Origin of the sequence: Pseudomonas edaphica (genome assembly GCF_965277385.1) — a bacterium.
GTDB classification, from domain to species: Bacteria; Pseudomonadota; Gammaproteobacteria; order Pseudomonadales; family Pseudomonadaceae; genus Aquipseudomonas; species Aquipseudomonas edaphica.
The window spans coordinates 3,424,384-3,449,044 of sequence record NZ_OZ255725.1; the positions used below are offsets into that span (position 1 = coordinate 3,424,384).

Sequence of the window (24,661 nt, forward strand, 5' to 3'; positions counted from 1 at the left end):
GCCCATCTGCGAGTGCAGTCTGGAAAAAGCCTACCGTAGTGGTCTGATTGATAAATGACTAGCCCATTTTTGCCTGTGCTTTTGGCGCAAATGCTGTTTTGATGGCGCCTCAGCGCGTTTCGCCTTGTACTTTTGTGTGCCGGCGAGCGCGGTAAATCATTCTGTGCGACGAGTGGTCGGCTGTTACAGCGGCCCCTCCTGGCAACGGTTCGGGCGTCTATTGCCAAGATTTACGCCGGTAAAAACACACGGGCTGTTGTTGCATTGGGGTCTTTCTGGTATAAAGCAGCGCTCTTTTCTAGGGGCCCGGTTCCTTCACTGTAGGTGTAGCCGGTAAGACCCTTAAAGAAACGCGGCGCCTGGCGCCAAATGACTGAGAGATTAAGCGGCCAACCCATGCCGGGTTGGGCATGTGGTTTTAGAGGGCTGAGGCATGTCGAGAGTCTGTCAAGTTACCGGTAAGGGTCCGGTGACTGGGAATAACATTTCCCACGCAAATAACAAAACCCGTCGTCGTTTCCTGCCGAACCTGCAGCATCACCGCTTCTGGGTTGAAGAAGAGAAACGTTTTGTTCGCCTGCGTGTATCTGCCAAAGGCATGCGTATCATCGACAAGCGTGGCATCACTGTCGTGCTGGCCGAAATCCGCGCCGCTGGCAAGATTTAAGGAGCTTTATCATGCGTGAATTGATTCGAATGATCTCTAGCGCCGGTACTGGTCACTTCTACACTACCGACAAGAACAAGCGTACTACCCCGGACAAGCTCGAAAAGAAAATGTTCGACCCGCGCGTTCGCAAGCACGTGATCTACAAAGAAGGCAAAATCAAGTAATTGATTTTCTTCCTTGTGAAAAAAAGCCCGTCTCTTACGAGACGGGCTTTTTTTTGCCTGAAATGTGCTGATCAGGCTTTCTGCTCGAACACCACGTAGATCTTGCGGCACGGCTCCAGCACTTCCCAGGTGCCGCTGAACCCGGCAGGAATCACGAAACGGTCGCCGGCACGCAAGGTCTTGGCATTGCCATCGGCATCACGCAGTACCGAAACCCCCTGCACAATCTCGCAATACTCATGCTCGGTGTAATTGACCTTCCACTGCCCGACTTCACCTTCCCACACGCCGGCGTTCATCTGGCCGCACGGGCTGTTGTAGTGGTTATAAATGGTCTGCTCGGGGTCGCCCTTGAGGATTTTTTCGGCGGCCGGGCGGTAGCGGTCCGGGGTGGTGTTGGCTTGGCTGAAGTCGACGATATCCTGGATGCTCATGTGCGTGTCCCGTCTGGCCTGCGGTTGGAGAGCCCAAAGTCTATGTTTATTAAAATGAACATCGCAAGGGCGTTTACCGCCGTTATGTCAAATATATTGAAACACCCCCAGCCGCTGGTTTAGGGTGGCAGCTGCCTTGAGCCGAACAGCAGGCTGGCCGGGCAAGAATTCTTTGAGGCTGCCGGGGGACATCACCTGGCCCTTGTATTCAATAAGAGGAGGACACTCGCATGACCACCCTGACCCGTGCCGATTGGGAACAACGCGCCAAGGATCTGAAGATCGAAGGCCGCGCCTACATCAATGGTGAGTACACCGCTGCTGTTTCCGGTGACACGTTCGAATGCATCAGCCCGGTCGATGGCCGTCTGCTGGCTACCGTTGCCAGCTGCGACGCCGCCGACGCCCAGCGCGCTGTCGAGAACGCCCGCGCTACGTTCAATTCCGGTGTCTGGTCGCGCCTGGCGCCGGCCAAACGCAAAGCCGTCATGATCCGTTTCGCCGCGCTGCTCAACGCCAATGCCGAAGAACTGGCGCTGCTCGAAACCCTGGACATGGGCAAGCCGATTTCCGACTCCCTGGGAATTGATGTGCCTGGCGCCGCCAACGCCCTTAGCTGGAGCGGCGAGGCGATCGACAAGATCTACGACGAAGTCGCCGCCACCCCGCACAACCAGTTGGGTCTGGTGACCCGCGAGCCGGTCGGCGTAGTGGGCGCCATCGTGCCGTGGAACTTCCCACTGATGATGGCCTGCTGGAAACTCGGCCCTGCGCTGTCCACCGGTAACTCGGTGATCCTCAAGCCGTCCGAAAAATCCCCACTGACTGCCATCCGCATCGCGGCCCTGGCCGTTGAGGCCGGCATCCCTAAAGGCGTGTTGAACGTGCTGCCGGGCTACGGCCACACCGTCGGCAACGCGCTGGCGCTGCACATGGACGTCGACACCCTGGTGTTTACCGGTTCCACGAAAATCGCCAAGCAACTGTTGATCCGCTCCGGCGAGTCGAACATGAAGCGTGTATGGCTGGAAGCGGGCGGCAAGAGCCCGAATATCGTGTTTGCTGATGCGCCGGACCTGCAAGCCGCCGCCGAATCTGCCGCGGGCGCTATCGCCTTCAACCAGGGCGAGGTCTGCACCGCCGGCTCGCGCCTGCTGGTCGAGCGCTCCATCAAAGACAAATTCCTGCCGCTGGTGATCGAGGCTCTCAAGGGCTGGAAGCCAGGTAACCCGCTGGACCCGGCGACCAACGTCGGTGCCCTGGTGGACACCCAGCAGATGAATAACGTGCTGTCGTACATCGAAGCTGGCCATGCCGACGGCGCCAAGCTTGTGGCGGGCGGCAAGCGCACCCTGCAAGAAACTGGTGGCACCTATGTGGAGCCGACGATTTTCGACGGCGTGACCAACGCCATGAAGATCGCCCAGGAAGAAATCTTCGGCCCAGTGCTATCGGTTATCACATTCGACAGCGCCGAAGAGGCGGTCGCTATTGCCAACGACACCATTTATGGCCTGGCCGCAGCCGTGTGGACCGCTGATATCTCCAAGGCACACCTGACTGCCAAGGCCTTGCGCGCCGGTAGCGTGTGGGTCAACCAATACGATGGCGGCGACATGACCGCGCCGTTTGGTGGTTTCAAACAGTCGGGTAACGGTCGCGACAAGTCGCTGCACGCGTTCGACAAGTACACCGAGCTGAAATCGACCTGGATCAAGCTGTAAGCAACACCGCAGGTCAAATGTGGGAGCCGGTTTGTGTGGGAGCTGGCTTGCCTGCGATAGCATCAACTCGGTGTAACAGATAAACCGAGGTGTCTGCATCGCGGGCAAGCCCGGCTCCCACATAAGCCCGCTCCCACACTGTTTTGTGTGATCTTGATAATTATCCACAGGAGCGTGGAAATGCGTTGGGCGACTTATTTCGCCGTGCTGGCCTCTGTCCTCAGCGTCGGCCTGGCCCTAGGCGTCAGCATGCCGCTGGTGTCCCTGCGTCTCGAAGGCTGGGGTTATGGCAGCTTCGCCATTGGCGTGATGGCCGCCATGCCGGCTTTTGGCGTACTGCTCGGCGCGAAGGTCTCCAGTCGGCTGGCCTCGTGGCTGGGCACCGCCAACCTGATGCGGCTGTGCTTATGGGCCGGTGCCATCTCCATAGGCTTATTGGCGATCCTGCCCAGCTACCCGGTGTGGCTGGTGCTGCGGCTGATGATCGGGGTGATCCTGACCATTGTGTTTATCCTGGGTGAAAGCTGGATCAACCAGTTGGTGGTCGAGCAATGGCGTGGCCGCCTGGTGGCGCTGTACGGTTGCAGCTATGCCTTGAGCCAATTGTCGGGCCCGTTGCTGCTGGGCGTACTCGGCACTGACCATGACTATGGCTTCTGGGTGGGCGTTGGCTTGTTGGTGGTCGCGCCGCTGTTGCTGCTAGGGCGTTCCGGTGCCCCAACCGCCGAGTCCTTCAGCGTGACGTTCAGTGACCTGTGGCGTTTCTGCCTGACGCTGCCGGCAATTGCCTGGGCGGTCGCCTTGTTCGCCGCGTTCGAGGCGATGATTCTGACGCTGCTGCCGGTGTATTGCCTGCAGCAGGGTTTCACCGCCGAGATTGCCTTGGCCATGGTCAGCACCGTGGTGGTCGGTGATGCGCTGTTGCAATTGCCCATTGGCGCTTTGGCCGATTACTTGCCACGGCGCACCTTGTTCTTGAGCTGCGCGGTGTTGTTGCTGGCCTCAAGCCTGGCGATTCCTTTGCTATTGCATACGCAGTTGATCTGGCCGGTGTGGGTGATCTTTGGCGCGAGTGCCGGTGGGTTGTTCACCTTGTCGCTGATCCTGATCGGCGAGCGTTATCGCGACGATGCGCTGGTGCGTGCCAATGCTCACGTAGCGCAGCTGTGGGGCATCGGTTGCCTGATCGGGCCTCTGGTGGCGGGCGCGGGCAGCCAATGGGTCAGCGGGCATGCGCTGCCGTTGCTGATGGCGGCCGGGGCGCTGGGGCTGGTGGTGTTGCTACTGCGCCAGGGCGCATTCGGCGCCGCACAGCCTGCCTAAGCATTTGAAATGCAATCAACTGTGGGAGCTGGCTTGCCTGCGATAGCGGTGTGTCAGCTTGCCCAAATGGCGCCTGATACTCCGCTATCGCGGGCAAGCCCGGCTCCCACAGTTGACCCTGTTGTTCTTACAGCATGCGCTCCAGGCCAACACTGGTGGCGAACCAGGCATTAAACCTGCGCCACCAACTGCCCGGCTCCCGTGTCAGTGTGTGCAATTGGCCGTTATCCTCGGTCACCCACACCACCTGGCCATTCTGCAATTTCGCCTCATAGCTCAACGCTGGCGCCATGCCTTGCAGCGCCAGGTTGCGCACGTGTTCCGCCAGTTCGGGGCTGTCTACCAGCACCCCGACTTCGGTGTTCCACAGCACCGAGCGTGGGTCGAAGTTGAACGAGCCGATAAACGACTTTTGCCGATCAAAGATCATCGCCTTGCTGTGCAGGCTGGAGTCCGAACCGTGGAAGGCGCCTCGGCGAAACAGGTGCGGGCCACTGCCACCGCCCGCATCGCCCGGTTGGCGGCGCAGCTCGTAGAGTTTCACGCCGTGTTCCAGCAACGCCTTGCGATAGGGCGCGTAGCCGCCGTGTACGGCAGGCACGTCGGTGGCTTCGAGGGAGTTGGTCAGCAGGCTGACTGACACGCCCGCATCGGCGCGCCCGGTCAGGTACACCAGCCCGGGTTGCCCCGGCACGAAATACGCCGAAATCATCATCAGCTCATGGCTGACGCCTTCCAGCTCCGGCGCCAGCTGAGTGGTTAGCAGTAAGCGTGGATCGGGGTCAGCCTTGGCCAGCACTTTGCTCGGCGCATCCCACAACGCCTGGTTCCAGGCCCAGATCAGCTCGCGGCGCCAGATGTCCATGCGCGGTTGTGTCTGGTAAGTACGCAAGCGGTTATAGAGGGCGTGGTTCTGCTGACGCGACTCAGCCAACGAGTCTTGCAGGCGTGCGCGTGCGGCGTTCAGGTCACCCTTGGACGGGGTGCTTGAGACGAAGTCGTCAATGGGCTTGCTCAGCGCGCTGTTCCAGTACTGATCAAAGCTGTGCCCGAGCTGCTCGGCCACCGGGCCGACGCTGAGCATGTCGATATCGGTGAAGTTGAGGTTCGGCTCGGCATCAAAATACTCATCGCCCAGGTTGCGCCCGCCGACAATGGCCACGCTGTTATCCGCCAGCCACAGCTTGTTGTGCATGCGCCGGTGTTGCAGCGACAGGTTGAACAGCCGGCCCATCGCCCGTGTCACGCCGGTGCTGCGGCCCAGGTGCAGCGGGTTGAACAGGCGAATCTGGATCTGCGGGTGGGCGGCGAGGGTGGCGATAACCTGATCGAGGCCGTCGCTGGTGGTGTCGTCCAGCAAGATACGGATGCGCACACCACGGTCAGCGGCCTTGAGCAGTTCATCCACGAGCATGCGCGTGCTGATGCCGTCGTGCACGATGTAGTACTGCAGGTCGAGGCTGCTCTGAGCATTGCGGATCAGTTCGGCACGGGCCATGAAGGCTTCGCTGCTGTTGGGCAACAGGCGAAAGCCCGAACGACCTTGGTACGGCGCCGCCTGGGCCTGGATCGAGCGCCCGAACGAGGATTGCGCCGCAGGCAGGGCGTCGCTGGGGATGCGCGGTGCATCGACCGTGGCGCAGCCACTCAGCGTCAGGGCGCCCAGCAGCAAAAACGGTAAAAGCCGTCGAATCATCAAAGGCACTGCTTCCAGGTCAGGGCGGTTGTGGGATATGACGGCAGATTGCGGGGAAAGGTCAGTCGGTCACCTCGGCAAGCATCTTCATCGCGGCGGCCCCGACCTTGCGCACTGCCTCTTCGATCTGCGGCGTTGGCTTGGCAGCGTAGTTCATGCGCAGGCAATTACGGTATTTGCCGGAGGCGGAAAAGATGCTGCCCACCGCCACCTGTACGCCTTGTTCCACCAGTACACGGTTAAGCTTCAAGGTATCAAAGCCTTCCGGCAGCTCGATCCATAGCATGAAGCTACCTTGGGGCCGGCTGGCACGGGTGCCGGCCGGAAAATAGCGGCTGACCCAATCGAGCATCAAGTCGCGATTGCGCTGGTATTGGGTGCGCATCCGCCGCAAATGCGGTTCGAAGTGGCCGTTTTTGAGGAACTCGGCGATGGCGATCTGCGGTTGCGTCGCTGTGGAACCGGTGCTGATGTATTTCATGTGCAACACCCGCTCAAGATAGCGCCCTGGCGCTACCCAGCCGATGCGCAGGCCGGGCGCCAGGGTTTTCGAGAACGAGCTGCACAGCAGCACACGGCCATCTTCGTCGAAAGATTTGATCGTGCGCGGACGCGGGTAGCTGTAGGCCAATTCGCCGTACACATCGTCTTCAATAATCGCCACGTCAAAGCGCTGGGCCAGGGTTAGCAGTGCGCGTTTGCGTGCCTCGGGCATGATGTAACCCAGCGGGTTATTGCAGTTGGGGGTCAGCTGGATGACCTTGATCGGCCACTGTTCCAGTGCCAGCTCCAGTGCTTCGAGGCTGATGCCGGTGATGGGGTCGGTGGGGATTTCCAGCGCCTTCATGCCCAAACCTTTGAGGGTTTGCATGGCACCGTGGAAGCTGGGTGAATCAACCGCGACAATATCCCCAGGCTCGCAAATCGCGTGGATGCTGGCGGACAGCGCTTCATGGCAGCCGGTGGTGATCACGATATCTTCGGCGGTTAACTGGCAGCCGGAATCCAGAGACAGTCGAGCGATCTGCTCACGCAACTCCATACAGCCAAGGATATTGTCGTAATACAGCCCCGGCAGGTCCTGGCGACGGCTCACGCGGGCCAGGCTGCGCAGCAGGGGCTTCATGGTCGGCGACAATACGTCCGGCATGCCACGGCCCATCTGTATGACGTCTTTGCGCGGCACGGCGCGAATCAGTTCCAGCACCTGGTCCCACTGCGAGATTTCCACCGGGCGCTGTGCCGGGCGGCCGATTTCCGGCAGCGCCGGCAACTCGCGTCCGACCGGCACAAAGTAGCCCGACTTGGGCTTGGGCATCGCCAGGCCGTTGTCTTCGAGCAAGCGATAGGCTTGTTGCACGGTGCTCAGGCTCACTCCGTGTTCCACACTCAAGGCCCGCACGGAAGGCAAGCGATCACCGGGGCGATAGAAGCCCTGCTCGATGCGCGTGCCCAGTAATTCGGCGAGGTTGACGTAGAGGGTCATGGTGATCGCTCCGAGGGGACCAGTACAGATAGGCGCAAAATACAGGATTCAGCCCTTCATGGGCAGTATCTGTATGGATTTAATAAAGATTGGTTGAATCTGTAATGGTTTTGCCCGCGCGCCCATCCTAGTCACTCATGGCAACAGGCAAATGAGGGGCAACACGATGAACGGCATGAGCGATGTGCGGCTGATGTTACACAGTCAGCAATTGCAGGCAGGGCAGGAGCGGGCGAAGGCGCCGCGCGATATCAGCCGCTGGAGTCTGTTCTGGCACCGCCGCTACACGCGCAAAGCCTTGCTGCACCTGACCGGTGAGCAACTGCGTGACGTCGGGTTGACTGCCGAACAGGCGCGCCAGGAAGGCATGAAGCCGTTCTGGCGCGACTGATCAGAGCAGCTCTTTGAAGCGGTGCCAGAGCATCCCCAACGCCAACAGCGGCGAGCGCAGGTGTTTGCCGCCGGGGAAGGTGATGTGCGGCACCTGGGCGAACAAATCGAAACGGCCCTGCTGCTGGCCGCTGATTGCCTCGGCGAGCAGCTTGCCGGCCAGGTGCGTGGCGTTGAGGCCATGGCCGGCGTAGGCCTGGGCGTAATACACGTTTGGCTGGTCGGCCAGCCGGCCAATCTGCGGCAGGCGGTTGGCGCCGATGCCGATCATGCCGCCCCATTGGTAGTCGATCTTCACGTCCGCCAGTTGCGGGAACACCTTGAGCATTTTGGGGCGCATATAGGCGCCGATGTCCTGCGGGTCGCGGCCGGAATAGTGGCAGGCTCCGCCGAACAGCAGGCGGCGGTCGGCGGACAGGCGGAAGTAATCCACGGTCACGCGTTGATCGCACACCGCCATGTTCTGCGGCAGCAGGCTGGCGGCCTGGGCTTCGTTCAAGGGTTCGGTGGCGATGATGTAGCTGCCGGCGGGCAGCACCTTACCGCTCAATTGCGGGTTCAGGCCGTTGAGGTAGGCGTTGCAGGCCAGCACCAGGGTGTTGGCGCGCACGTTGCCATTGGCAGTGTGCACGTTGACCTCGGGGCCGTAGTCGATGCGCGTCACTTCGGACTGCTCAAACAGCTTCACGCCCAGCTGCTGCGCGGCGGCGGCTTCGCCGAGGGCCAGGTTCAGCGGGTGCAAATGGCCGGAACCCATGTCGATCATGCCGCCTACATAGCGCTCGGAGCCGATCACGCTGCTCATCTCGTTGGCTTGCAGCAGACGTACTTCATGGCGATAACCGAGGTTGCGCAGTTCTTCGGCGTCTTCGGCCAGGCCGATCAGGTCGCGGGGTTTGTTGGCGAGGTCGCAGTAACCCCAGGTCAGGTCGCAGGGGATCTGATAGCGCTCGACCCGCTCGCGCACGATCTCGACAGCTTCCAGGCCCATCAACTTCATCTGGCGCACGCCGTCGCTGCCGATCACGTTGCTGAACTGGTCGAGGCCGTGGCCGACGCCGCGAATCAACTGCCCGCCGTTGCGGCCGCTGGCGCCCCAGCCGAGCTTGCGCGCTTCCAGCAGCACCACGCTAAAGCCGCGTTCGGCCAGCTCAAGCGCTGTGTTTAGGCCGGAATAGCCGCCGCCAATCACGCACACGTCGGCGCGCACTTCGCCCATCAACGCCGGGTAATCGGGCTGTGAAACGCTGCTGGCAGCGTAGTAGGAAGCGGTGTGCCGGGCGCTGGCGGTCATGGGGAGCATCCCTGTTTGGAAAATTTGACGCAGGATACAGCGGTCGGACGAAGCTGTCTGCGCAGGGCGTTTTGCGTCAGAATCCATGCCTATTCGCCGTTCGGTAAGTGTTTCGATGAGTTGCAACAGCCAGAAAATCAGCGCGCTGCGCAGGCAGATCCCTTCGTTCGAGTGCGTCCCCGGCTGCCACGACTGCTGTGGGCCGGTGACCACTTCGCCCGAGGAAATGTCGCGCCTGCCACGCAAGACTGCCGCCGAGCAGGAGGCGGCCATGGACGAGCTGAACTGCGTGCACCTGGGGCCGAATGGCTGCACCGTGTATGACGAGCGGCCGCTGATCTGCCGGCTGTTTGGCACTACCAAGACCTTGCCGTGCCCGAATGGGCGGCGGCCGGTGGAGTTGATTCACCCTAGGGTTGAGAAGCAAATTCACGAGTACATGGCGAGCACTCGGCAAGTACTGGTCTGACGGATGTACTGGATCAAAAAAATGTGGGAGCTGGCTTGCCTGCTCCCACATTTGACCGAATTGTGTCATTTGGTCAGTCGGGGATCGGCAGATTGAGGCTCTCTTTCACCTCTTCCATCACGATATAGCTCTTGGACTCGCGCACATGCGGCAGCTTGAGCAAGATATCGCCGAGCAATTTGCGGTACGAGGCCATCTCGGAGATCCGCGCTTTCACCAGGTAGTCGAAGTCGCCTGACACCAAGTGGCACTCCAGCACATGGGGCAGCTTCAGCACGGCGCGGCGGAATTCTTCAAAGGTGTCGCCCGACTTGTAATCCAGGCTGATCTCGACAAATACCAGCAAACTCCCCTTCAAATGCTGCGGGTTGAGCCGCGCGTTGTAGCCCATGATGATCCCTTCACGCTCCAGGCGGCGGACCCGCTCGGTGCACGGCGTGGTCGACAGCCCGACCTTTTCCCCCAGCTCCGTAAACGAAATACGCCCATCGGTTTGCAGGATGCGCAGGATATTGCGGTCGATCTTGTCCAGCTCCCGCTTGGTCTGGGTGTTGGTACGCATAGGGGATACGCCTCTGTGAAAAGGGTTTTTGCCGAGAATTGTCGCCAAATATAGGCATTTATATAGTGAAATGCACTGGTCATTGTTTTTTACACTGCGCCCATCATTGCTCGAATAACACACGTCAGCGGCTAAGCCCGTGATGAGGATATAAAAATGCGCGTTCTGGTCTTGGGTAGCGGCGTCATTGGGGTGACCAGTGCCTACTATTTGGCGCGGGCCGGCTTTGAAGTGGTAGTGGTCGACCGTCAGCCCGCCGCTGCCATGGAAACCAGTTTCGCCAACGCAGGCCAGGTGTCGCCGGGTTATGCCTCGCCCTGGGCCGCGCCAGGCGTGCCGCTCAAGGCCATCAAGTGGTTACTGCAACGCCACGCGCCACTGGCGATCAAAGCCACCGCCGATATCGATCAGTACCTGTGGATGGCGCAGATGCTGCGCAACTGCACCCAGAGCCGTTATGCGGTGAACAAAGAGCGCATGGTGCGCCTGTCCGAATACAGCCGTGACTGCCTTGACGAACTTCGCGCCGAAACCGGCATTGCCTACGAAGGCCGCAGCCTCGGCACTACCCAGTTGTTCCGCACCCAGGCTCAGTTGGATGGCGCAGCCAAAGACATCGCTGTATTGAAAGAATCCGGCGTGCCGTTCGAGCTGCTCGACCGCGCCGGCATTGCCCGCGTTGAGCCAGCCCTGGCCAGCGTCACCGATATTCTCGCCGGCGCCCTGCGCCTGCCCAACGACCAGACCGGCGACTGCCAGATGTTCACCACGCGTCTGGTGGACATGTGCAAGCAATTGGGCGTGGAATTCCGTTTCGAACAGGACATCCAGCGCCTTGATTACGCCGGTGATCGCGTTAATGGCGTGTGGATCGATGGCAAGCTGGAAACCGCCGACCGTTACGTACTGGCCCTGGGCAGTTACTCGCCCAAGTTGCTTAAGCCGCTGGGGATCAAGGCGCCGGTGTACCCGCTCAAGGGTTACTCGCTGACCGTGCCGATCACCAACCCGGCGATGGCGCCGACTTCGACCATTCTTGATGAAACCTACAAGGTCGCGATCACCCGTTTCGACAACCGCATCCGCGTCGGCGGCATGGCTGAAATAGCCGGTTTTGACCTGTCGCTGAACCCTCGTCGACGTGAAACCCTGGAGATGATCGTCAACGACCTTTATCCTCAGGGCGGCGATTTGACCGAAGCCACTTTCTGGACCGGCCTGCGCCCGACCACACCCGACGGCACGCCGATTGTCGGTGCCACCCCGTTCAAGAACCTGTTCCTGAACACCGGCCACGGCACCCTTGGCTGGACCATGGCGTGCGGCTCTGGCCGTTTGCTGGCTGACCTGATGGCGAAAAAAACGCCGCAGATCAGCGCCGAAGGTCTCGATATTTCCCGTTACGGCAGCAACCACCAGGAGTCCGCAAAACATGTCAATCCAGCGCCAGCTCACCAATGAGCGCATGAGCCAGATCGTTGTTCACAGCGGTACCGTGTATCTGGCAGGGCAGGTCGGCGACGACATGAATGCCGGGATTGAACAGCAGACCCGCGAAACCCTGGCCAATATCGAACGTTTGCTGGACCTGGCCGGCACCGACAAAACCAAGTTGCTGTCGGTGACGATCTACCTCAAAGACATCGACGCCGATTTCGCCGGCATGAACGCGGTGTGGGACAAGTGGCTGCCTAAAGGCGTGGCCCCGGCCCGTGCCACGGTTGAGGCCAAACTGTGCGAACCGGAAATTCTGGTAGAGCTGTCCGTGGTGGCTGCGCTGCCTTAAACGTAGCTTTTTCCCCCGGCGCCGTGGCTGATAGTCGGCGCCGGTTTTTCTTCACATTACCGCCTAGAAGCCTGCCGCCATGCGTCCTGCCCGTGCCCTGATCGACCTCCAAGCCCTGCGCCATAACTACCAACTGGCCCGTGAAGTCACGGGGGCCAAAGCCCTCGCCGTGGTCAAGGCGGATGCCTATGGCCATGGTGCCGTACGTGTGGCCCAGGCGCTGGAAGCCGAGGCGGATGGGTTTGCGGTGGCGTGCATCGAGGAGGCATTGGAGCTGCGGGCTGCCGGGATTCGTGCGCCGGTATTGCTGCTGGAAGGTTTTTTCGAAGCTGACGAACTGCCGCTGATCATCGAACATGATTTTTGGTGCGTGGTGCATTCGTTGTGGCAGTTGGAAGCCATCGAACAAGCCCGGCTGAGCAAACCGCTGACCATTTGGCTCAAGCTCGACTCGGGCATGCACCGCGTGGGCCTGCACCCCAAGGATTACCACGAGGCGTACCAGCGCCTGCTGGCCAGCGGCAAAGTGGCCAGGATCGTACTGATGAGCCACTTCGCCCGCGCCGATGAACTCGATTGCGTGCGCAGTGACGAGCAAGTGGCGGTGTTTGAAGCGGCGCGCCAAGGGTTGTCGGCCGAGGTCAGCCTGCGTAATTCGCCGTCGGTGATGGGCTGGCCGAATATGTCCAGCGACTGGGTGCGCCCAGGCATCATGCTCTACGGTGCCACGCCGTTTGGTGAGGACCAGGCCATCGCTGCGCGTTTGCAGCCGGTGATGACCCTGGAATCGAAAGTCATCTGCGTGCGTGAATTGCCGGCCGGTGAGCCGATCGGTTACGGCGCCAAGTTCATCACGCCAAAACCGATGCGCATCGGCGTGGTTGCCATGGGCTATGCCGACGGCTACCCGCGCCATGCACCGACCGGCACGCCAGTGCTGGTGGCAGGCCAGCGCAGCCAGTTGCTGGGCCGAGTGTCCATGGACATGCTCTGCGTTGACCTCACCGACGTGCCCCAGGCCGGGCTCGGTTCCACCGTGGAGCTGTGGGGCAAAAATATCCTTGCCAGTGACGTGGCGGCGGCTGCCGAGACCATCCCCTACCAGATTTTCTGCAACCTGCGCCGCGTACCAAGGCTCTATTGCGGGGCTTAAGCAGCGCCTACGAGCAGAGCCCACCGGGATTTAGGCCCAAGTGTTGTAAATACTGAACGCTGTCGCCATGATAACGCTCAACTACAACAAAGCCTGAATCCTAGGAGGCTCCTGCATTGGACGTCGGCGAACGACTGCAATCCATCCGTAAACTCAAAGGTCTTTCCCAGCGTGAGCTCGCCAAGCGCGCGGGTGTCACCAACAGCACCATTTCGATGATCGAAAAAAACAGTGTCAGCCCCTCGATCAGTTCCTTGCGCAAGGTGCTGGGCGGCATCCCCATGTCCATGGTCGAGTTCTTTTCCGAGGAGATCCTCCAGGAAAAACCGACGCAGATCGTCTATAAAGCCAATGAGCTGATCGACATCTCGGACGGTGCCGTCACCATGAAACTCGTCGGGCGCGCGCACCCCAGCCGGGCGATTGCGTTTCTTAACGAGATCTACCCGCCGGGCGCCGACACGGGCGAAGAAATGCTCACCCACGAAGGCGAAGAAACCGGGATTCTGGTGGAAGGTCGCCTGGAGTTGGTGGTCGGTCTTGAAACTTTTGTGCTCGAAGCCGGCGATAGCTACTACTTTGAAAGCACCAAGCCGCATCGTTTTCGCAACCCGTTCGACGTGCCGGCGCGGCTAATCAGCGCAGCCACACCTGCGAACTTTTGACAGAAGAGGCGTGCTGCCAGCGTTGCAGACACACCCGTCGCTGTAACCGTGAGGCCGAATCTCCCTTTATTTAATAGGGTTGTTTCGGCATGACGGGCTAACCGTTATACTTTCGCCGCCTGCGAAACCGTGGCCGCAGGCGTGAATAGCCACCATTGAGGGTGAACGCGTGAACCTAATTATGAAAATGCTGGCTGCACCAGCAACCGTACTGGCCCTATGGGCTGTCAGCGCTCAAGCTGCGACCAATGATGAAATTGCCAAGCGCCTGGAGCCTGTCGGCCAGGTGTGTGTCCAGGGCCAGGAATGCAAAGGGATGGAAGTTGCCGTGGCTGCGGGCGGCGGCGGCGGCGCGAAGACGCCGGATGAAGTGATTGCCAAGCACTGCAATGCGTGCCACGGCACGGGTTTGCTGGGCGCACCGAAGATCGGTGACAGCGCGGCCTGGAAAGACCGCGCCGATCATCAAGGCGGCCTCGATGGCCTGCTGGCCAAGGCGATCACCGGCTTGAACGCCATGCCGCCAAAAGGCACATGCGCCGATTGCTCGGATGACGAGCTTAAAGGTGCAATCGAGAAGATGTCTGGATTGAAGTAAAAAGTTAAGCCTTTACAAAAGGTTAGCCCGCAAAGTGGGCTAACCTTTGGGTAACAAGAGCGCTTTCGCATATTTTAAAGTACCAAGGTCGCCAGTAGCCCTACGGCTCCAAGAATGAATCCGATGAGTGCCCCGCGCCCCGGTAGTTCCTTTAGCATCGCATAAATGACGATGGGCTCTAATATAAGCAGCAGTGTGAGTGACGCCACTGTCACGATCCATATATTCCCTGTGCCTTGGTAACCTAACCAATAAGCGAATATCAGGCTTATGCCGGCAATGCATATGAGTAAAATAGGTTTTATAAAAAGTTCAGGATTTTCTATAACTCGTCCAGAAAGTTTTGAGGCATAAACTTCACTATAGATAGTTAGGATTTCGCCAAACACCATGAGCACCATGGAGGCTATTAAATAGTGACTGTTTTTCATTATTTATCTCTAGTTAGGATGTCTAGTATTTCACTCGCGGCAGCTTCCGCATAATCACTATTGCCTAGAAGAAAGTGTGGCCCGTCATGATCGAGCAAGAAAGTATTTCTGTAAGGGGTACTTTCAAGCTGGATAATACGGTTTAAGGTTTTTTCAATCAGCTCTAGACAAGATGAGTGGTTGTTTCTTAATAATTTTATAGCGTTTGCGAAATGGGTTGCTTCGTCGGCGATTAAGTTACAAATCCATGTGTCGAAGCCCGAGTGCCCAAACTGATTATAGAACGTATCTTTCTTGTATGTTTTGACTGAAATGTATTCATCGTACGCAAACACAGTAAGTAAGCTTAGTTCGTTTGATAAAATTTCTTCAAAGGGTTTAAAGTCGCTGTTTCTTGATTTTAAATTGTCCAAGAGAGTTTCTTCGTCTGTATTAAATATCAAACGATTCAGTTCTATAAAGCCGTCGGCATGATTTTTTTCATCTAAAAACCATAAGTCTAAATATTGCACGAAGTATGGGGAAAACTCAGAGCGTCTCGGATAAAGGTAGTGATACAGGTTTATCGCGTCGTACTCAGAGACTAAGTCAGCCAAAAAGAAATCCTCGTATTTTGGGTCAATACCCGGATTGACCCAGTCGCTATTGGCGATTTCTTTGAATAGCGCTCTAGAGCTCCAATGACGCTTATTTAGGAAGGGAGGTTTCATTTTTTCGCTCCGTTTGATGTGTGAGTGTCATGGCTCAATTTTTTGATGATGGTTGGGATTATTGATTCTTGTATTTCTTTTTTAGTGATTGGATAATCAAGCGTGTTGTGGTCTAACACAAAGGTTCCTGTATATTCTGTTTTTTCAAAATCTAATGTGAAAAGCTCTTTAAGTATGGACGGGGCTTCTTGAAGCCTATTCGGGAATAGATGTTTAGCTTGTTCTATGAAAAAGAAAAAATGCTTAGCTTCATCTCTTTTGGTTTTTCTGATCCAGACTGACAATTGCGAGGAACTAAAGTTGTCGTAATTTTTTATGCTGCGCTGATAGACGTGCGTCGTGATTATCTCGTCATACGCAAGCAAGATGAGAAGTCTAAGTGGGTCCTGCATAAAGGGGGCTAGGCTGTTGAAGTCGGATTGTCTTGTTTCAACTTCCATTGCTACAACGTCAAGCGGAATTCCTGTGTAGGCTGAATAAATCAGAGAGAAGCCATACGCGTGATCGATTTCATCTCTAAGCCAAGGCTTTAAAATATTTGCCAATTCAGAGATGCAAGCTGGATTCTGATCAGCGATATGCCAATAAAGCCTCCTTGCATCGTATTCGGTAATTATTGAGTCGAAGAAAATTTCTTTCCAAGTAGCCTTCTCTGCCTTGCTAAGCGTTAACGGAGGAAAGCAAAAATCCTTGAGAATTGAAGACGCATTGCTTGATTTTTTCGGCGTATTAGAGGTGCTCTGCATGTTATTCATGATAGCGGCCTTTTGGTAAAGTTATTTTTCAGGTAGACGGCTTCATACTAAAAAGTTACTGAAAGACAGCGTGTGGTCGACATCCGATGGTTTCCAGTCTGTCTGTTGACTGACGATGGGTTCCCAATAGTTAACAGTGATGTCGTATACGTAACGCCAATCCAAATTTTCCGACTCTATGACGCCAGCGTTTGGAAAGTATTCTGCCCATTTCATGCCGCCAATTATGCTGGAGGCAACCTGTAAGCTTGTCGCACTGTTGTAGTTGGCCATTTTCCTGGCTTTACCAATTGATAGATTTGACCCTAACCAGAAGGCGCGGAATTTTTTGCTGATTAGGAAAACGCCAAGCTCATCTATTCCCGAAATAATTTCGTCTTTCAAAATCGTTTTTTTGATTTTTTCTGATTGCTCACTCTGACCCAAAAGTTGCATTGAATCGAGTGTCTGATCACAAGGTTCATACGCATAGTAAACAGTTGGGCGGTAGGTAGGATTCTCGGGGTCGCCTAAAGTCAAATATTCAGCAATTGACAGTGCTTCGTTATGGGTTAGTAAATAGGCAGAAAATTCCAAATAGTTAGGTGACCAGCTTTTAACTCTAACGTTACACCCTTGCTCTAGCATTTCTAGTGCATATCCATTTTTTCTTGCGCCGTAAGGAATTTCTGTTTCGTGTGTGCCCCAGCCCAATTCTGCTGCTTGCAGGCATTCGGTAACGAGACCGTCCACAGACCATGTGGAGACGAAGTTTAGGGGGGCGCGGGCTGATGCACTGACTTGGGAGTCATGCTCGGAGATTTGTATAACTTGTATTTCAAGGATGTTGGCAAGCGCTGCCCATTCAATCTGGTTTTTCGGTTCTGCTACTATGTTGTTTGCTGCGGCCATTTCTACTAAAGCTTTCTTTAATAAAATTGAGATGAAACCAGGATTTGCGCCATGGGCGACAACAGCGGTTGGGCCAGTAGTTTTCTGTTGATACGTTTTCATTACCTCGCGAAGCTGATAGTTTGTGATAAGCGCCTGGTATTTTTCGTCTTTGTAGGCCCACGGCTCTATACAGGTGTCTAGATAAAGTGAGTCATACTTTTGAGCCAGTTCTAAAAGCTCCAGGCTTGAGACAGATACTGCGAGGTTCACTAAAAAAGTATTTCCGTTTAAGTACGGCGAGAGTATGGGTTTGAAGTTTTCAGCGGTTATGGCCTTTTCTTCCAGGGTGGCTGGAAATTCGGTGGTGATTTCGATAAGGCTCTCGTTTAGGTGTTTCTCAAAAATTGTCACGTTCACTCCATTGTAATGCCTTGATAATAGTGGGAGCAGGCCTTGTGCGACGCTTCCGAAACCGATAATTATTATATGATTAATGTTTTTCATTGCGTTTCCTTGGGTATTTGTATTCGTTAGGTGTATAGCCTTTTGAAGATGGTTTCATACTGAAATCGATATTAGTGCGTGGATATAATTTGTGTTTTGATCTTGTCCTAAATGAACGTAGGGCTTTTATTCAATGAGTCGTAAGGCTTTTCTTTGGTCGTAATCTCGGGTTAAACCTTTATGATATGTTTCTGTTTTAATTAGGCTTTTATTTGGCAGTTTCTTCATGCGCACAGGGATGGCCTTATCAAATTGATTGCTGTTCATTGCAGCAAAGACCCGGCAAGCTCGGTCCAACCCCTAATCACGGAATGTTCAGGAGGGTCGGATGGTGCAGTTGTGTTCAATCGAGCAAGCAGTTGACGACGTACTGGCACGCTTGCCGGCGCATATCCACATGGGCATGCCGCTCGGTCTGGGCAAGCCCAACCTGTTCGTCAATGCGCTGTACCGGCGTATCGCCAAGCTGCCGGAGCGCGAGCTGACGATCTATACCGCACTGGCCCTGGGCCGCCCGACCATGGGTGACGGCCTGCAGAAGCGCTTTCTCGAACCCTTTATCGAGCGGGTATTCGGCGACTATCCCGAGCTGGATTTCCTGGCGGATTTGCACAAGGACAGCCTGCCAAAGAACATCCGCGTGCAGCAGTTCTTCATGCAGCCCGGTAGCCTGCTCCACAGTGCGTCGGCGCAGCAGGACTACGTCAGCAGCAACTACAGCCACGCTGCCCGCGATATCAACGCCGCCGGCTTGAACCTGGTGGCGCAATTGGTCGCCAGCAGCGCCGTACACCCCGACCGGCTGAGCCTGAGCTGCAACCCCGATATCACCCTCGACCTGCTGCCGATGATCGCCAAGCGCCGCGAAACAGGCGAAACCATCCTCGTCGTCGGCCAGGTTCACAGCGATTTGCCCTATATGCCCGGCGATGCCGAACTGGGTATGGACGCCTTCGATTACCTGATCGACGAGAAGGACAGCACCACGCTGTTCTCCACACCGAATATGCCGGTCGGCTTTCAAGACCACTTTATCGGCTTGCATGCCAGCACCCTGGTGCGCGATGGCGGCACGTTGCAGATTGGCATTGGCTCGATGGGCGATGCGCTGACCGCCGCCTTGCTGGCGCGCCAGGCCGATAACGAAGCCTACCGGTTGTTGCTGACGGATCTGGATGTTTACCAGTGGGCGCCTTTGATCAGCCGCGAAGGCGGTGTCGAGCCCTTTGCGCGTGGCCTTTATGGATGCAGCGAAATGTTCGTCAACGGCCTGCTGGTGCTGGCCGATGCCGGGATTATTCGGCGCAAGGTCTACCCGGATGTGACGACCCAGCAGCAGGCCAACGCCGGCACCCTGGATGACGCCGCGCAGCCCGACGGTGTTTCCATTCACGGCGGTTTCTTCCTCGGGCCGCGCAGCTTTTACCAGCGTTTGCAGGAAATGACTCACGCCAAACGCCTCGAATTCAACATGACCGCCATCAGCTACATCAACGAGCTGTACGGGCAGGAAGCACTCAAGCGTCTGCAACGCCTGGATGCGCGCTTTATCAACAGCGCGATCATGGTGACGCTGCTCGGTGCGGGCGTGGCCGACCAGCTCGAAGACGGTCGCGTACTCAGCGGCGTGGGCGGGCAGTACAACTTTGTTGCGCAAGGCCATGCGCTGGAGGGCGCGCGTTCAATCCTGATACTGCGCAGCTGGCGCGAGTCGGCGGGGGAAGTCAGTTCCAATATCGTCTGGGAGTACGGGCACTGCACCATCCCACGGCACCTGCGGGATATCGTCATTACCGAGTATGGGATTGCCGATTTGCGTGGGCAGACGGATGCGAAGGTTATCGAGGCGCTGCTTAATATCACTGACTCGCGCTTCCAGAGTGACTTGATCGAACAAGCGCAAAAGGCCGGCAAGTTGCCCAAGGATTTCCAGCTGGACCCACGTTTTGCCGATAACACGCCGGAGCGGCTCAAGGGCATTCAGGCGCGGCATCGCCGGTTGTTCCCGGAATATCCGTTGGGCACTGACTTTACCGATGAGGAGCGGGACCTGTTGCGCGCCCTTAACTGGCTCAAGAGCAAATTCAAGCTGACGGAGATTCTGGAATTGGGCCGGGCGGCACTGGATGCACCGGAGCCGGAGGCGTTTCCCGAGCATTTGAAGCGCATGCGGCTGGATCAGCCGGAGGGGTTGAAAGAGGATCTGTATCAGCGCTTGCTGCTTGCTGGCCTCCAAGCCACCGCGCACTGACAGGCACCAAAAATCAAATGTGGGAGCTGGCTTGCCTGCGATAGCGGAGTGTCAGTCGACAGAGTTGTCGACTGTCAGGCCCTCATCGCAGGCAAGCCAGCTCCCACATTTTTAATCGAGTTCAGGCAGTGATTACTCGATGAAGGTGACGACGCCACCGGCCAGCGACTTCACCCGCGCCAGCGACTCAACCCGATAACCCTGCGCGTCCAGCTCCGCACGGCCACCCTGGAACGACTTCTCAATCACAATCCCCAAGCCTGCAACGGTCGCGCCGGCTTGCTTGATGATCGAGATCAGCGCCTGGGACGCCTTGCCGTTGGCCAAAAAGTCGTCGATCACCAGCACGCGGTCGCTGCTGGTCAGGTGACGTGGGGAAATCGCCACGGTGCTTTCGACCTTCTTGGTGAAGGAATACACAGTGGCCGACAGCAGGTTTTCAGTCAGGGTCAGAGACTGTTGCTTGCGGGCGAAGATCACCGGTACGCCGAGGTTCAGGCCGGTCATGATCGCCGGGGCGATGCCCGAGGCTTCGATGGTGACGATCTTGGTGATGCCCGAGTCCTTGAACAGCGCGGCGAATTCGTCGCCGATCAACTTCATCAGTGCCGGGTCGATCTGGTGGTTCAGAAAGGCATCAACCTTGAGGACCTGATCGGAAAGCACGATGCCTTCTTCGCGAATTTTCTTGTGCAGTGCTTCCACGGAAAGCTTCCTCTAATGGCGCGGTGTGCGCCGAAAGTAGATTAAAAAGTAGTCGATTCTAGCGCTTTAACATCGCGCGTATGTCCGCCAAGGCGGTGTTGCCGCGAACGGCCTTCACCTCGGTCGGGGTGTCGTCATTGCCTTCCCAGGCCAGATCGTCCGGCGGCAGTTCATCCAGGAACCGGCTGGGGGCACAATCGATGATTTCGCCGTATTGCTTGCGCTTGGCGGCGAAGGTGAAGGCCAGTGTCTGACGTGCGCGGGTAATGCCCACGTAGGCCAGGCGCCGTTCTTCTTCGATGGTGTCAGCTTCAATGCTGGAGCGGTGCGGAAGGATTTCCTCTTCCATGCCCATGATGAACACGTAAGGGAATTCCAGGCCTTTGGATGCGTGCAGGGTCATCATCTGCACGCCTTCGGCGCCGTCTTCTTCTTCCTGTTGGCGCTCAAGCATGTCGCGCAACACCAGCTTGCCGATGGCGTCTTCGACGGTCATCTCGCCTTCTTCGTCCTTCTCCAGCGTGTTTTTCAACGCTTCGATCAGGAACCAGACGTTGCCCATGCGGTAATCCGCAGCCTTGTCGCTGGAGCTGTTGGTGCGCAGCCAGTTTTCATAGTCGATGTCCATGACCATGCTGCGCAGGGCGCTGATCGGGTCTTCGCCGGCGCACTGCTCGCGTACCTTGTCCATGAAGCGTTTGAAGCGCGACAGGCGATCGGTGAAGCGCGTGTCCAGGTGCTCGCCCAGGCCGATTTCGTCGGTGGCGGCGTACATCGAGATTTTGCGTTCGGTGGCGTAGTTGCCGAGCTTTTCCAGGGTCGTCGAACCGATTTCCCGACGCGGCACGTTGATCACGCGCAGGAAGGCGTTGTCGTCATCCGGGTTCACGATCAGCCGGAAGTAGGCCATCAGGTCTTTTACTTCCTGGCGTCCGAAAAAGCTGTTGCCGCCCGACAGGCGATACGGCACCTGGTGGTGCTGCAACTTCAGCTCGATCAGCTTGGCCTGGTAGTTGCCGCGATACAGGATCGCGAAATCGCTGTAGGGCCGGTCGGTACGCAAGTGCAGGCTGAGGATTTCCACGGCCACGCGCTCGGCTTCGGCGTCTTCATTGCGGCAGCGGATCACGCGGATCTCGTCGCCATGGCCCATCTCACTCCACAGTTGTTTTTCAAACTCGTGGGGGTTGTTGGAGATCAGCACGTTGGCGCAGCGCAGGATGCGGCTGGTGGAGCGGTAGTTCTGCTCCAGCATCACCACTTTCAGGGACGGGTAGTCGTCCTTGAGCAACATCAGGTTTTCCGGGCGCGCGCCACGCCAGGCGTAGATCGACTGGTCGTCGTCGCCTACCACGGTGAACTGGTTGCGCGTGCCGATGAGCATTTTCACCAGCAGGTATTGGCTGGCGTTGGTGTCCTGGTATTCGTCCACCAGCAGGTAGCGCACCTTGTTCTGCCATTTTTCGAGGATGTCGGCGTGTTCCTCGAACAGCTTTACCGGCAGCAGGATCAGGTCGTCGAAGTCCACCGCGTTGAACGCCTTGAGCGTGCGCTGGTAGTGGGTGTAGACGATGGCGGCGGTCTGTTCCTTGGGGTTGCGCGCGTTTTCCAGGGCCTGGGGCGGCAGGATCAGGTCGTTTTTCCAGGCGCCGATCATGTTCTTGATCTCATCCACGCCGTCGTCGCCTGCGTATTCCTTCTGCATGATGTCAGTCATCAGCGACTTCACATCGGTCTCGTCGAAGATCGAGAAGCCCGGCTTGTAGCCCAGCCGCACGTGCTCCTTGCGGATGATGTTCAAGCCCAGGTTGTGGAACGTGCACACCGTAAGGCCACGGCCTTCGCCGCCCTTGAGCAGCGTGCCGACACGCTCCTTCATTTCGCGCGCGGCCTTGTTGGTAAAGGTCATGGCGACGATGTACTGGGCACGGATGCCGCAGTTTTGGATCAGGTGCGCGATCTTGCGGGTGATCACGCTGGTCTTGCCGGAGCCAGCACCGGCGAGCACCAATAGAGGGCCGCCGACGTAGTTCACGGCTTCTTGCTGCCGGGGATTGAGTCGGGACATACAGAAATCAGGGAGTCGTTGTTCAAAAGGGCGGGCATTTTAACAGGCTGGCAAGATTCTGCTGCTTTAGAACGACGGTGTGACGTACCACTCGATCTAAATTTGCCGGTTTTGATACTTTGCCGCAGGATGTGACGGGTAACTGCAGCGAATGTATACCGTTAGCGTATTTGATAACCCTTATCATTGGTGATTATCAGGCCGCGCGTCATAATGCCCGCCGCCAAAAAATTTTGCAGAGTCTAGGGAGCTAGCTTGTCTACGCCTGTCGAACCCTTGCGTTTGCTGCTACTGGCCGATGAGCCAGCGTGGGCAGCGTTGTTGCGCGAGTGCCTGGCGCCGATGGGCGATGGGGCTGTGCTGGTCAGCGCGCCCAACTGGGACTCGGTGAGTCGTCTGTTCGATGACGACCACAGTGCCGTGTTATTGACCACGCCCAGCCTGCAACCCGGCCCAGGCCGTTGCAGCCTGCCGTGCATATTGCTGCTGGAGCAGGAGCCGCTGGTTTCACCGCTGGGTGTGAGCGATTGGCTGGTCTTTGGTGCATTGGATACCGATACCTTGCGCCGCTGCCTGCGCCACGTGCGTGAGCGCGGCGTGCTGGAAAACACCCTGCAGCGCCTGGCCGAACAGGACCCGCTGACCGGTATCGCCAACCGCCAGGGTTTCCAGACCTTGCTGGCGGCGCGCCTGGCTGAAAACGAAGGCCGTGGCCTGGCCCTCGGCCATCTGGACCTCGACAATTTTCGTCACGCCAACGACGCCTTGGGCCATCAGGCCGGCGATCGTTTGATCCTGCAAGTGGTCTCGCGGCTCAAGAGCCAGCTCGAAGCCGGTGACCAACTGGCGCGCCTGGGCAGCGACGAATTCGCCCTGCTGATCGACACCCGCCGTGCGCCCCAGCGCGCCGAGTGGATGGCCGAGCGCATTACCGAAGCCATGGCCGAGCCGTATTGGGTGGATGGCGAAAGCCTGCTGATCGGCTGCAGCCTGGGCGTGGCACATGCCCGTGCCCGCGCCGGGGCCGACCCGCTGATGTGGCACGCGCACATCGCCATGCAGCAGGCCAAGAGTACCCAGGGCTGTACCTTTCACATCTTCAACGAACGCATCAACCGCAACGCCCGCAGCCTGGCCGACCTGGAAAGTGAGCTGCGCCGTGCTCTGCGCCGCGACGAACTGGAGCTGCATTACCAGCCGCGCCTGGATTTGGACGACGGGCATATCGTCGGCCTGGAAGCGCTGGTGCGCTGGCGCCACGGCGAGCGTGGCCTGTTGCCACCCAGCGAATTCGTGCCCTTGGCCGAACAGAGTGGCCTGATTGTGCCATTGGGTTACTGGGTGATCTCGCGGGCCTTGCGCGATATGCAAGACCTGCGCGAACGCGGCCTGCCGCCGCTGCATATGGCGGTCAACCTGTCGTTTCGCCAATTCCAGGACAGCCAGTTGCTTTCGACGTTGAGCCGGCTGATCGCCGAGCGTGGCGTTGAAGCGCAGTGGCTGGAGTTCGAGCTGACCGAGACCGCCGTGATGCGCCGCAGTGACTTGGTCAAGCAGACCATGGACGCCCTTGGCCGCTTGGGTGTGCGGTTTTCCCTGGATGATTTCGGCACCGGTTTTTCCTCATTCGTGCACCTCAACAGCCTGCCAATTGCCTTGCTGAAGATCGACAAGAGCTTCGTCGGCGGCATGGAAGAGCGCGAAGAAAACCGCAAGCTGGTGCATGCCATGATCAACCTGGCCCACAACCTCAACCTGGAAGTGGTGGCCGAAGGGGTGGAAACCCCTGAACAGCTGGCGTTGTTGCGGCTGTTTGGGTGTGATCAGGCCCAGGGTTACCTGATCAGCAAGCCGTTGCCGTTGCCGGAGCTGGTGGAGTATTTGACGTTCGGCAAGAGCCAGCAGGCGCTGCTGGGCTGAAGGTTGTAAACCCAATCAAAAATGTGGGAG

At 57.7% G+C, this 24,661-nt stretch carries 24 protein-coding genes; 13 read left to right on the forward strand and 11 right to left on the reverse strand.

The genetic code is table 11. The annotated features are described in order from the left end of the window. Window positions 1-433: 433 nt before the first annotated feature. Window positions 434-667 carry a 50S ribosomal protein L28 gene (gene rpmB / locus ACQY47_RS15380; RefSeq protein ID WP_003176907.1) on the forward strand — a complete coding sequence of 78 codons (234 nt, stop codon included), beginning with the start codon at window positions 434-436 and terminating at the stop codon, window positions 665-667. An 11-nt stretch (window positions 668-678) separates the two neighbouring features. Next, window positions 679-834: a 50S ribosomal protein L33 gene (rpmG, locus tag ACQY47_RS15385; protein ID WP_003176906.1), complete on the forward strand. Its 156-nt coding sequence runs from the start codon at window positions 679-681 to the stop codon at window positions 832-834. 71 nt (window positions 835-905) lie between these two features. Here rpmG and ACQY47_RS15390 read toward each other — a convergent pair whose 3' ends face one another. Further along, on the reverse strand, window positions 906-1,268 hold the full coding sequence (locus ACQY47_RS15390) for a cupin domain-containing protein (RefSeq protein ID WP_428550023.1): 363 nt from the start codon (window positions 1,266-1,268) through the stop codon (window positions 906-908). A 230-nt stretch (window positions 1,269-1,498) separates the two neighbouring features. Between ACQY47_RS15390 and ACQY47_RS15395 the strand changes: the two genes are divergently transcribed. After that, entirely contained in the window at window positions 1,499-2,992 is a 1,494-nt protein-coding gene (locus tag ACQY47_RS15395) for an aldehyde dehydrogenase (protein WP_099550263.1), read from the forward strand. Window positions 2,993-3,172: 180 nt separating this feature from the next. Next, the gene (locus ACQY47_RS15400; RefSeq protein ID WP_169988070.1) at window positions 3,173-4,315 is read left to right on the forward strand and encodes an MFS transporter; all 1,143 of its coding nucleotides are present in this window, start codon (window positions 3,173-3,175) and stop codon (window positions 4,313-4,315) included. Between the two features lie 127 nt (window positions 4,316-4,442). On the opposite strand, the gene ACQY47_RS15405 is transcribed toward ACQY47_RS15400, so the two are convergent. Continuing rightward, entirely contained in the window at window positions 4,443-6,011 is a 1,569-nt protein-coding gene (locus ACQY47_RS15405) for a phospholipase D family protein (protein WP_032865471.1), read from the reverse strand. Window positions 6,012-6,072: 61 nt separating this feature from the next. Beyond that, on the reverse strand, window positions 6,073-7,497 hold the full coding sequence (locus ACQY47_RS15410) for a PLP-dependent aminotransferase family protein (protein WP_099550264.1): 1,425 nt from the start codon (window positions 7,495-7,497) through the stop codon (window positions 6,073-6,075). Window positions 7,498-7,663: 166 nt separating this feature from the next. Between ACQY47_RS15410 and ACQY47_RS15415 the strand changes: the two genes are divergently transcribed. After that, entirely contained in the window at window positions 7,664-7,888 is a 225-nt protein-coding gene (locus tag ACQY47_RS15415; protein WP_017135858.1) for a DUF1127 domain-containing protein, read from the forward strand. Here ACQY47_RS15415 and ACQY47_RS15420 read toward each other — a convergent pair whose 3' ends face one another. Next, window positions 7,889-9,181 carry an NAD(P)/FAD-dependent oxidoreductase gene (locus ACQY47_RS15420; RefSeq protein ID WP_099550266.1) on the reverse strand — a complete coding sequence of 431 codons (1,293 nt, stop codon included), beginning with the start codon at window positions 9,179-9,181 and terminating at the stop codon, window positions 7,889-7,891. 115 nt (window positions 9,182-9,296) lie between these two features. Here ACQY47_RS15420 and ACQY47_RS15425 point away from each other — a divergent pair, with 115 nt between their 5' ends. Further along, window positions 9,297-9,650 (forward strand): YkgJ family cysteine cluster protein, encoded by a 354-nt coding sequence (locus ACQY47_RS15425; protein WP_017135860.1) that lies wholly within the window; start codon window positions 9,297-9,299, stop codon window positions 9,648-9,650. A gap of 73 nt (window positions 9,651-9,723) precedes the next feature. Here ACQY47_RS15425 and ACQY47_RS15430 read toward each other — a convergent pair whose 3' ends face one another. Beyond that, window positions 9,724-10,212 carry an Lrp/AsnC ligand binding domain-containing protein gene (locus ACQY47_RS15430; protein ID WP_003176896.1) on the reverse strand — a complete coding sequence of 163 codons (489 nt, stop codon included), beginning with the start codon at window positions 10,210-10,212 and terminating at the stop codon, window positions 9,724-9,726. A 156-nt stretch (window positions 10,213-10,368) separates the two neighbouring features. On the opposite strand from ACQY47_RS15430, the gene dadA reads away from it, so the two are divergent. The 5 genes from dadA (at window position 10,369) to ACQY47_RS15455 (ending at window position 14,414) form a co-directional block, all read left to right on the forward strand. Then, window positions 10,369-11,673, forward strand: a complete 1,305-nt coding sequence (dadA, locus tag ACQY47_RS15435; RefSeq protein WP_017135861.1) for a D-amino acid dehydrogenase — start codon at window positions 10,369-10,371, stop codon at window positions 11,671-11,673. Next, window positions 11,645-11,998: a RidA family protein gene (locus tag ACQY47_RS15440; RefSeq protein WP_017135862.1), complete on the forward strand. Its 354-nt coding sequence runs from the start codon at window positions 11,645-11,647 to the stop codon at window positions 11,996-11,998. The genes dadA and ACQY47_RS15440 overlap by 29 nt, the downstream gene beginning before the upstream one ends. Before the next feature lie 79 nt (window positions 11,999-12,077). Then, complete coding sequence (gene alr, locus ACQY47_RS15445) at window positions 12,078-13,151, forward strand: alanine racemase (protein ID WP_428550033.1); 1,074 nt, start codon at window positions 12,078-12,080, stop codon at window positions 13,149-13,151. A 116-nt stretch (window positions 13,152-13,267) separates the two neighbouring features. Further along, complete coding sequence (locus tag ACQY47_RS15450; RefSeq protein ID WP_017135864.1) at window positions 13,268-13,816, forward strand: cupin domain-containing protein; 549 nt, start codon at window positions 13,268-13,270, stop codon at window positions 13,814-13,816. A gap of 181 nt (window positions 13,817-13,997) precedes the next feature. After that, on the forward strand, window positions 13,998-14,414 hold the full coding sequence (locus ACQY47_RS15455; RefSeq protein ID WP_170037030.1) for a c-type cytochrome: 417 nt from the start codon (window positions 13,998-14,000) through the stop codon (window positions 14,412-14,414). 74 nt (window positions 14,415-14,488) lie between these two features. On the opposite strand, the gene ACQY47_RS15460 is transcribed toward ACQY47_RS15455, so the two are convergent. Genes ACQY47_RS15460 through ACQY47_RS15475 form a run of 4 tightly spaced genes read right to left on the reverse strand, consistent with a single transcriptional unit; the run spans window position 14,489 to window position 17,687 of the window. Further along, complete coding sequence (locus ACQY47_RS15460; RefSeq protein WP_017135866.1) at window positions 14,489-14,845, reverse strand: hypothetical protein; 357 nt, start codon at window positions 14,843-14,845, stop codon at window positions 14,489-14,491. Next, on the reverse strand, window positions 14,845-15,555 hold the full coding sequence (locus tag ACQY47_RS15465) for a hypothetical protein (protein WP_428550037.1): 711 nt from the start codon (window positions 15,553-15,555) through the stop codon (window positions 14,845-14,847). Before ACQY47_RS15465 ends, ACQY47_RS15460 begins: the two co-directional genes overlap by 1 nt. Beyond that, window positions 15,552-16,310 (reverse strand): ferritin-like domain-containing protein, encoded by a 759-nt coding sequence (locus ACQY47_RS15470; protein ID WP_428550040.1) that lies wholly within the window; start codon window positions 16,308-16,310, stop codon window positions 15,552-15,554. The genes ACQY47_RS15465 and ACQY47_RS15470 overlap by 4 nt, the downstream gene beginning before the upstream one ends. 42 nt (window positions 16,311-16,352) lie before the next feature. Further along, on the reverse strand, window positions 16,353-17,687 hold the full coding sequence (locus tag ACQY47_RS15475; protein ID WP_428550043.1) for a saccharopine dehydrogenase C-terminal domain-containing protein: 1,335 nt from the start codon (window positions 17,685-17,687) through the stop codon (window positions 16,353-16,355). 328 nt (window positions 17,688-18,015) lie between these two features. Here ACQY47_RS15475 and ACQY47_RS15480 point away from each other — a divergent pair, with 328 nt between their 5' ends. Further along, entirely contained in the window at window positions 18,016-19,938 is a 1,923-nt protein-coding gene (locus ACQY47_RS15480) for an acetyl-CoA hydrolase/transferase C-terminal domain-containing protein (RefSeq protein ID WP_428550046.1), read from the forward strand. A gap of 132 nt (window positions 19,939-20,070) precedes the next feature. Here the strand turns inward: ACQY47_RS15480 and ACQY47_RS15485 are convergent, their stop codons facing one another. Both ACQY47_RS15485 and rep read right to left on the reverse strand, forming a co-directional pair. Further along, window positions 20,071-20,643, reverse strand: coding sequence for a xanthine phosphoribosyltransferase (locus tag ACQY47_RS15485; RefSeq protein ID WP_010207474.1), 573 nt, complete (start codon window positions 20,641-20,643; stop codon window positions 20,071-20,073). Window positions 20,644-20,701: 58 nt separating this feature from the next. Further along, window positions 20,702-22,711: a DNA helicase Rep gene (rep, locus tag ACQY47_RS15490; RefSeq protein WP_017135871.1), complete on the reverse strand. Its 2,010-nt coding sequence runs from the start codon at window positions 22,709-22,711 to the stop codon at window positions 20,702-20,704. Between the two features lie 255 nt (window positions 22,712-22,966). Between rep and ACQY47_RS15495 the strand changes: the two genes are divergently transcribed. Then, a complete protein-coding gene (locus ACQY47_RS15495) occupies window positions 22,967-24,631 on the forward strand; it encodes a putative bifunctional diguanylate cyclase/phosphodiesterase (protein WP_017135872.1) in 1,665 nt (554 codons plus the stop codon). Window positions 24,632-24,661 lie beyond the last annotated feature (30 nt).

Coding starts and splice junctions, on each gene's coding strand:
- rpmB (WP_003176907.1), top strand. CDS start 434: ATGTCGAGAGTCTGTCAAGTTACCGGTAAGGGTCCGGTGACTGGGAAT.
- rpmG (WP_003176906.1), top strand. CDS start 679: ATGCGTGAATTGATTCGAATGATCTCTAGCGCCGGTACTGGTCACTTC.
- ACQY47_RS15390 (WP_428550023.1), bottom strand. CDS start 1,268: ATGAGCATCCAGGATATCGTCGACTTCAGCCAAGCCAACACCACCCCG.
- ACQY47_RS15395 (WP_099550263.1), top strand. CDS start 1,499: ATGACCACCCTGACCCGTGCCGATTGGGAACAACGCGCCAAGGATCTG.
- ACQY47_RS15400 (WP_169988070.1), top strand. CDS start 3,173: ATGCGTTGGGCGACTTATTTCGCCGTGCTGGCCTCTGTCCTCAGCGTC.
- ACQY47_RS15405 (WP_032865471.1), bottom strand. CDS start 6,011: ATGATTCGACGGCTTTTACCGTTTTTGCTGCTGGGCGCCCTGACGCTG.
- ACQY47_RS15410 (WP_099550264.1), bottom strand. CDS start 7,497: ATGACCCTCTACGTCAACCTCGCCGAATTACTGGGCACGCGCATCGAG.
- ACQY47_RS15415 (WP_017135858.1), top strand. CDS start 7,664: ATGAACGGCATGAGCGATGTGCGGCTGATGTTACACAGTCAGCAATTG.
- ACQY47_RS15420 (WP_099550266.1), bottom strand. CDS start 9,181: ATGACCGCCAGCGCCCGGCACACCGCTTCCTACTACGCTGCCAGCAGC.
- ACQY47_RS15425 (WP_017135860.1), top strand. CDS start 9,297: ATGAGTTGCAACAGCCAGAAAATCAGCGCGCTGCGCAGGCAGATCCCT.
- ACQY47_RS15430 (WP_003176896.1), bottom strand. CDS start 10,212: ATGCGTACCAACACCCAGACCAAGCGGGAGCTGGACAAGATCGACCGC.
- dadA (WP_017135861.1), top strand. CDS start 10,369: ATGCGCGTTCTGGTCTTGGGTAGCGGCGTCATTGGGGTGACCAGTGCC.
- ACQY47_RS15440 (WP_017135862.1), top strand. CDS start 11,645: ATGTCAATCCAGCGCCAGCTCACCAATGAGCGCATGAGCCAGATCGTT.
- alr (WP_428550033.1), top strand. CDS start 12,078: ATGCGTCCTGCCCGTGCCCTGATCGACCTCCAAGCCCTGCGCCATAAC.
- ACQY47_RS15455 (WP_170037030.1), top strand. CDS start 13,998: ATGAAAATGCTGGCTGCACCAGCAACCGTACTGGCCCTATGGGCTGTC.
- ACQY47_RS15460 (WP_017135866.1), bottom strand. CDS start 14,845: ATGAAAAACAGTCACTATTTAATAGCCTCCATGGTGCTCATGGTGTTT.
- ACQY47_RS15465 (WP_428550037.1), bottom strand. CDS start 15,555: ATGAAACCTCCCTTCCTAAATAAGCGTCATTGGAGCTCTAGAGCGCTA.
- ACQY47_RS15470 (WP_428550040.1), bottom strand. CDS start 16,310: ATGAATAACATGCAGAGCACCTCTAATACGCCGAAAAAATCAAGCAAT.
- ACQY47_RS15475 (WP_428550043.1), bottom strand. CDS start 17,687: ATGAAAAACATTAATCATATAATAATTATCGGTTTCGGAAGCGTCGCA.
- ACQY47_RS15480 (WP_428550046.1), top strand. CDS start 18,016: ATGGTGCAGTTGTGTTCAATCGAGCAAGCAGTTGACGACGTACTGGCA.
- rep (WP_017135871.1), bottom strand. CDS start 22,711: ATGTCCCGACTCAATCCCCGGCAGCAAGAAGCCGTGAACTACGTCGGC.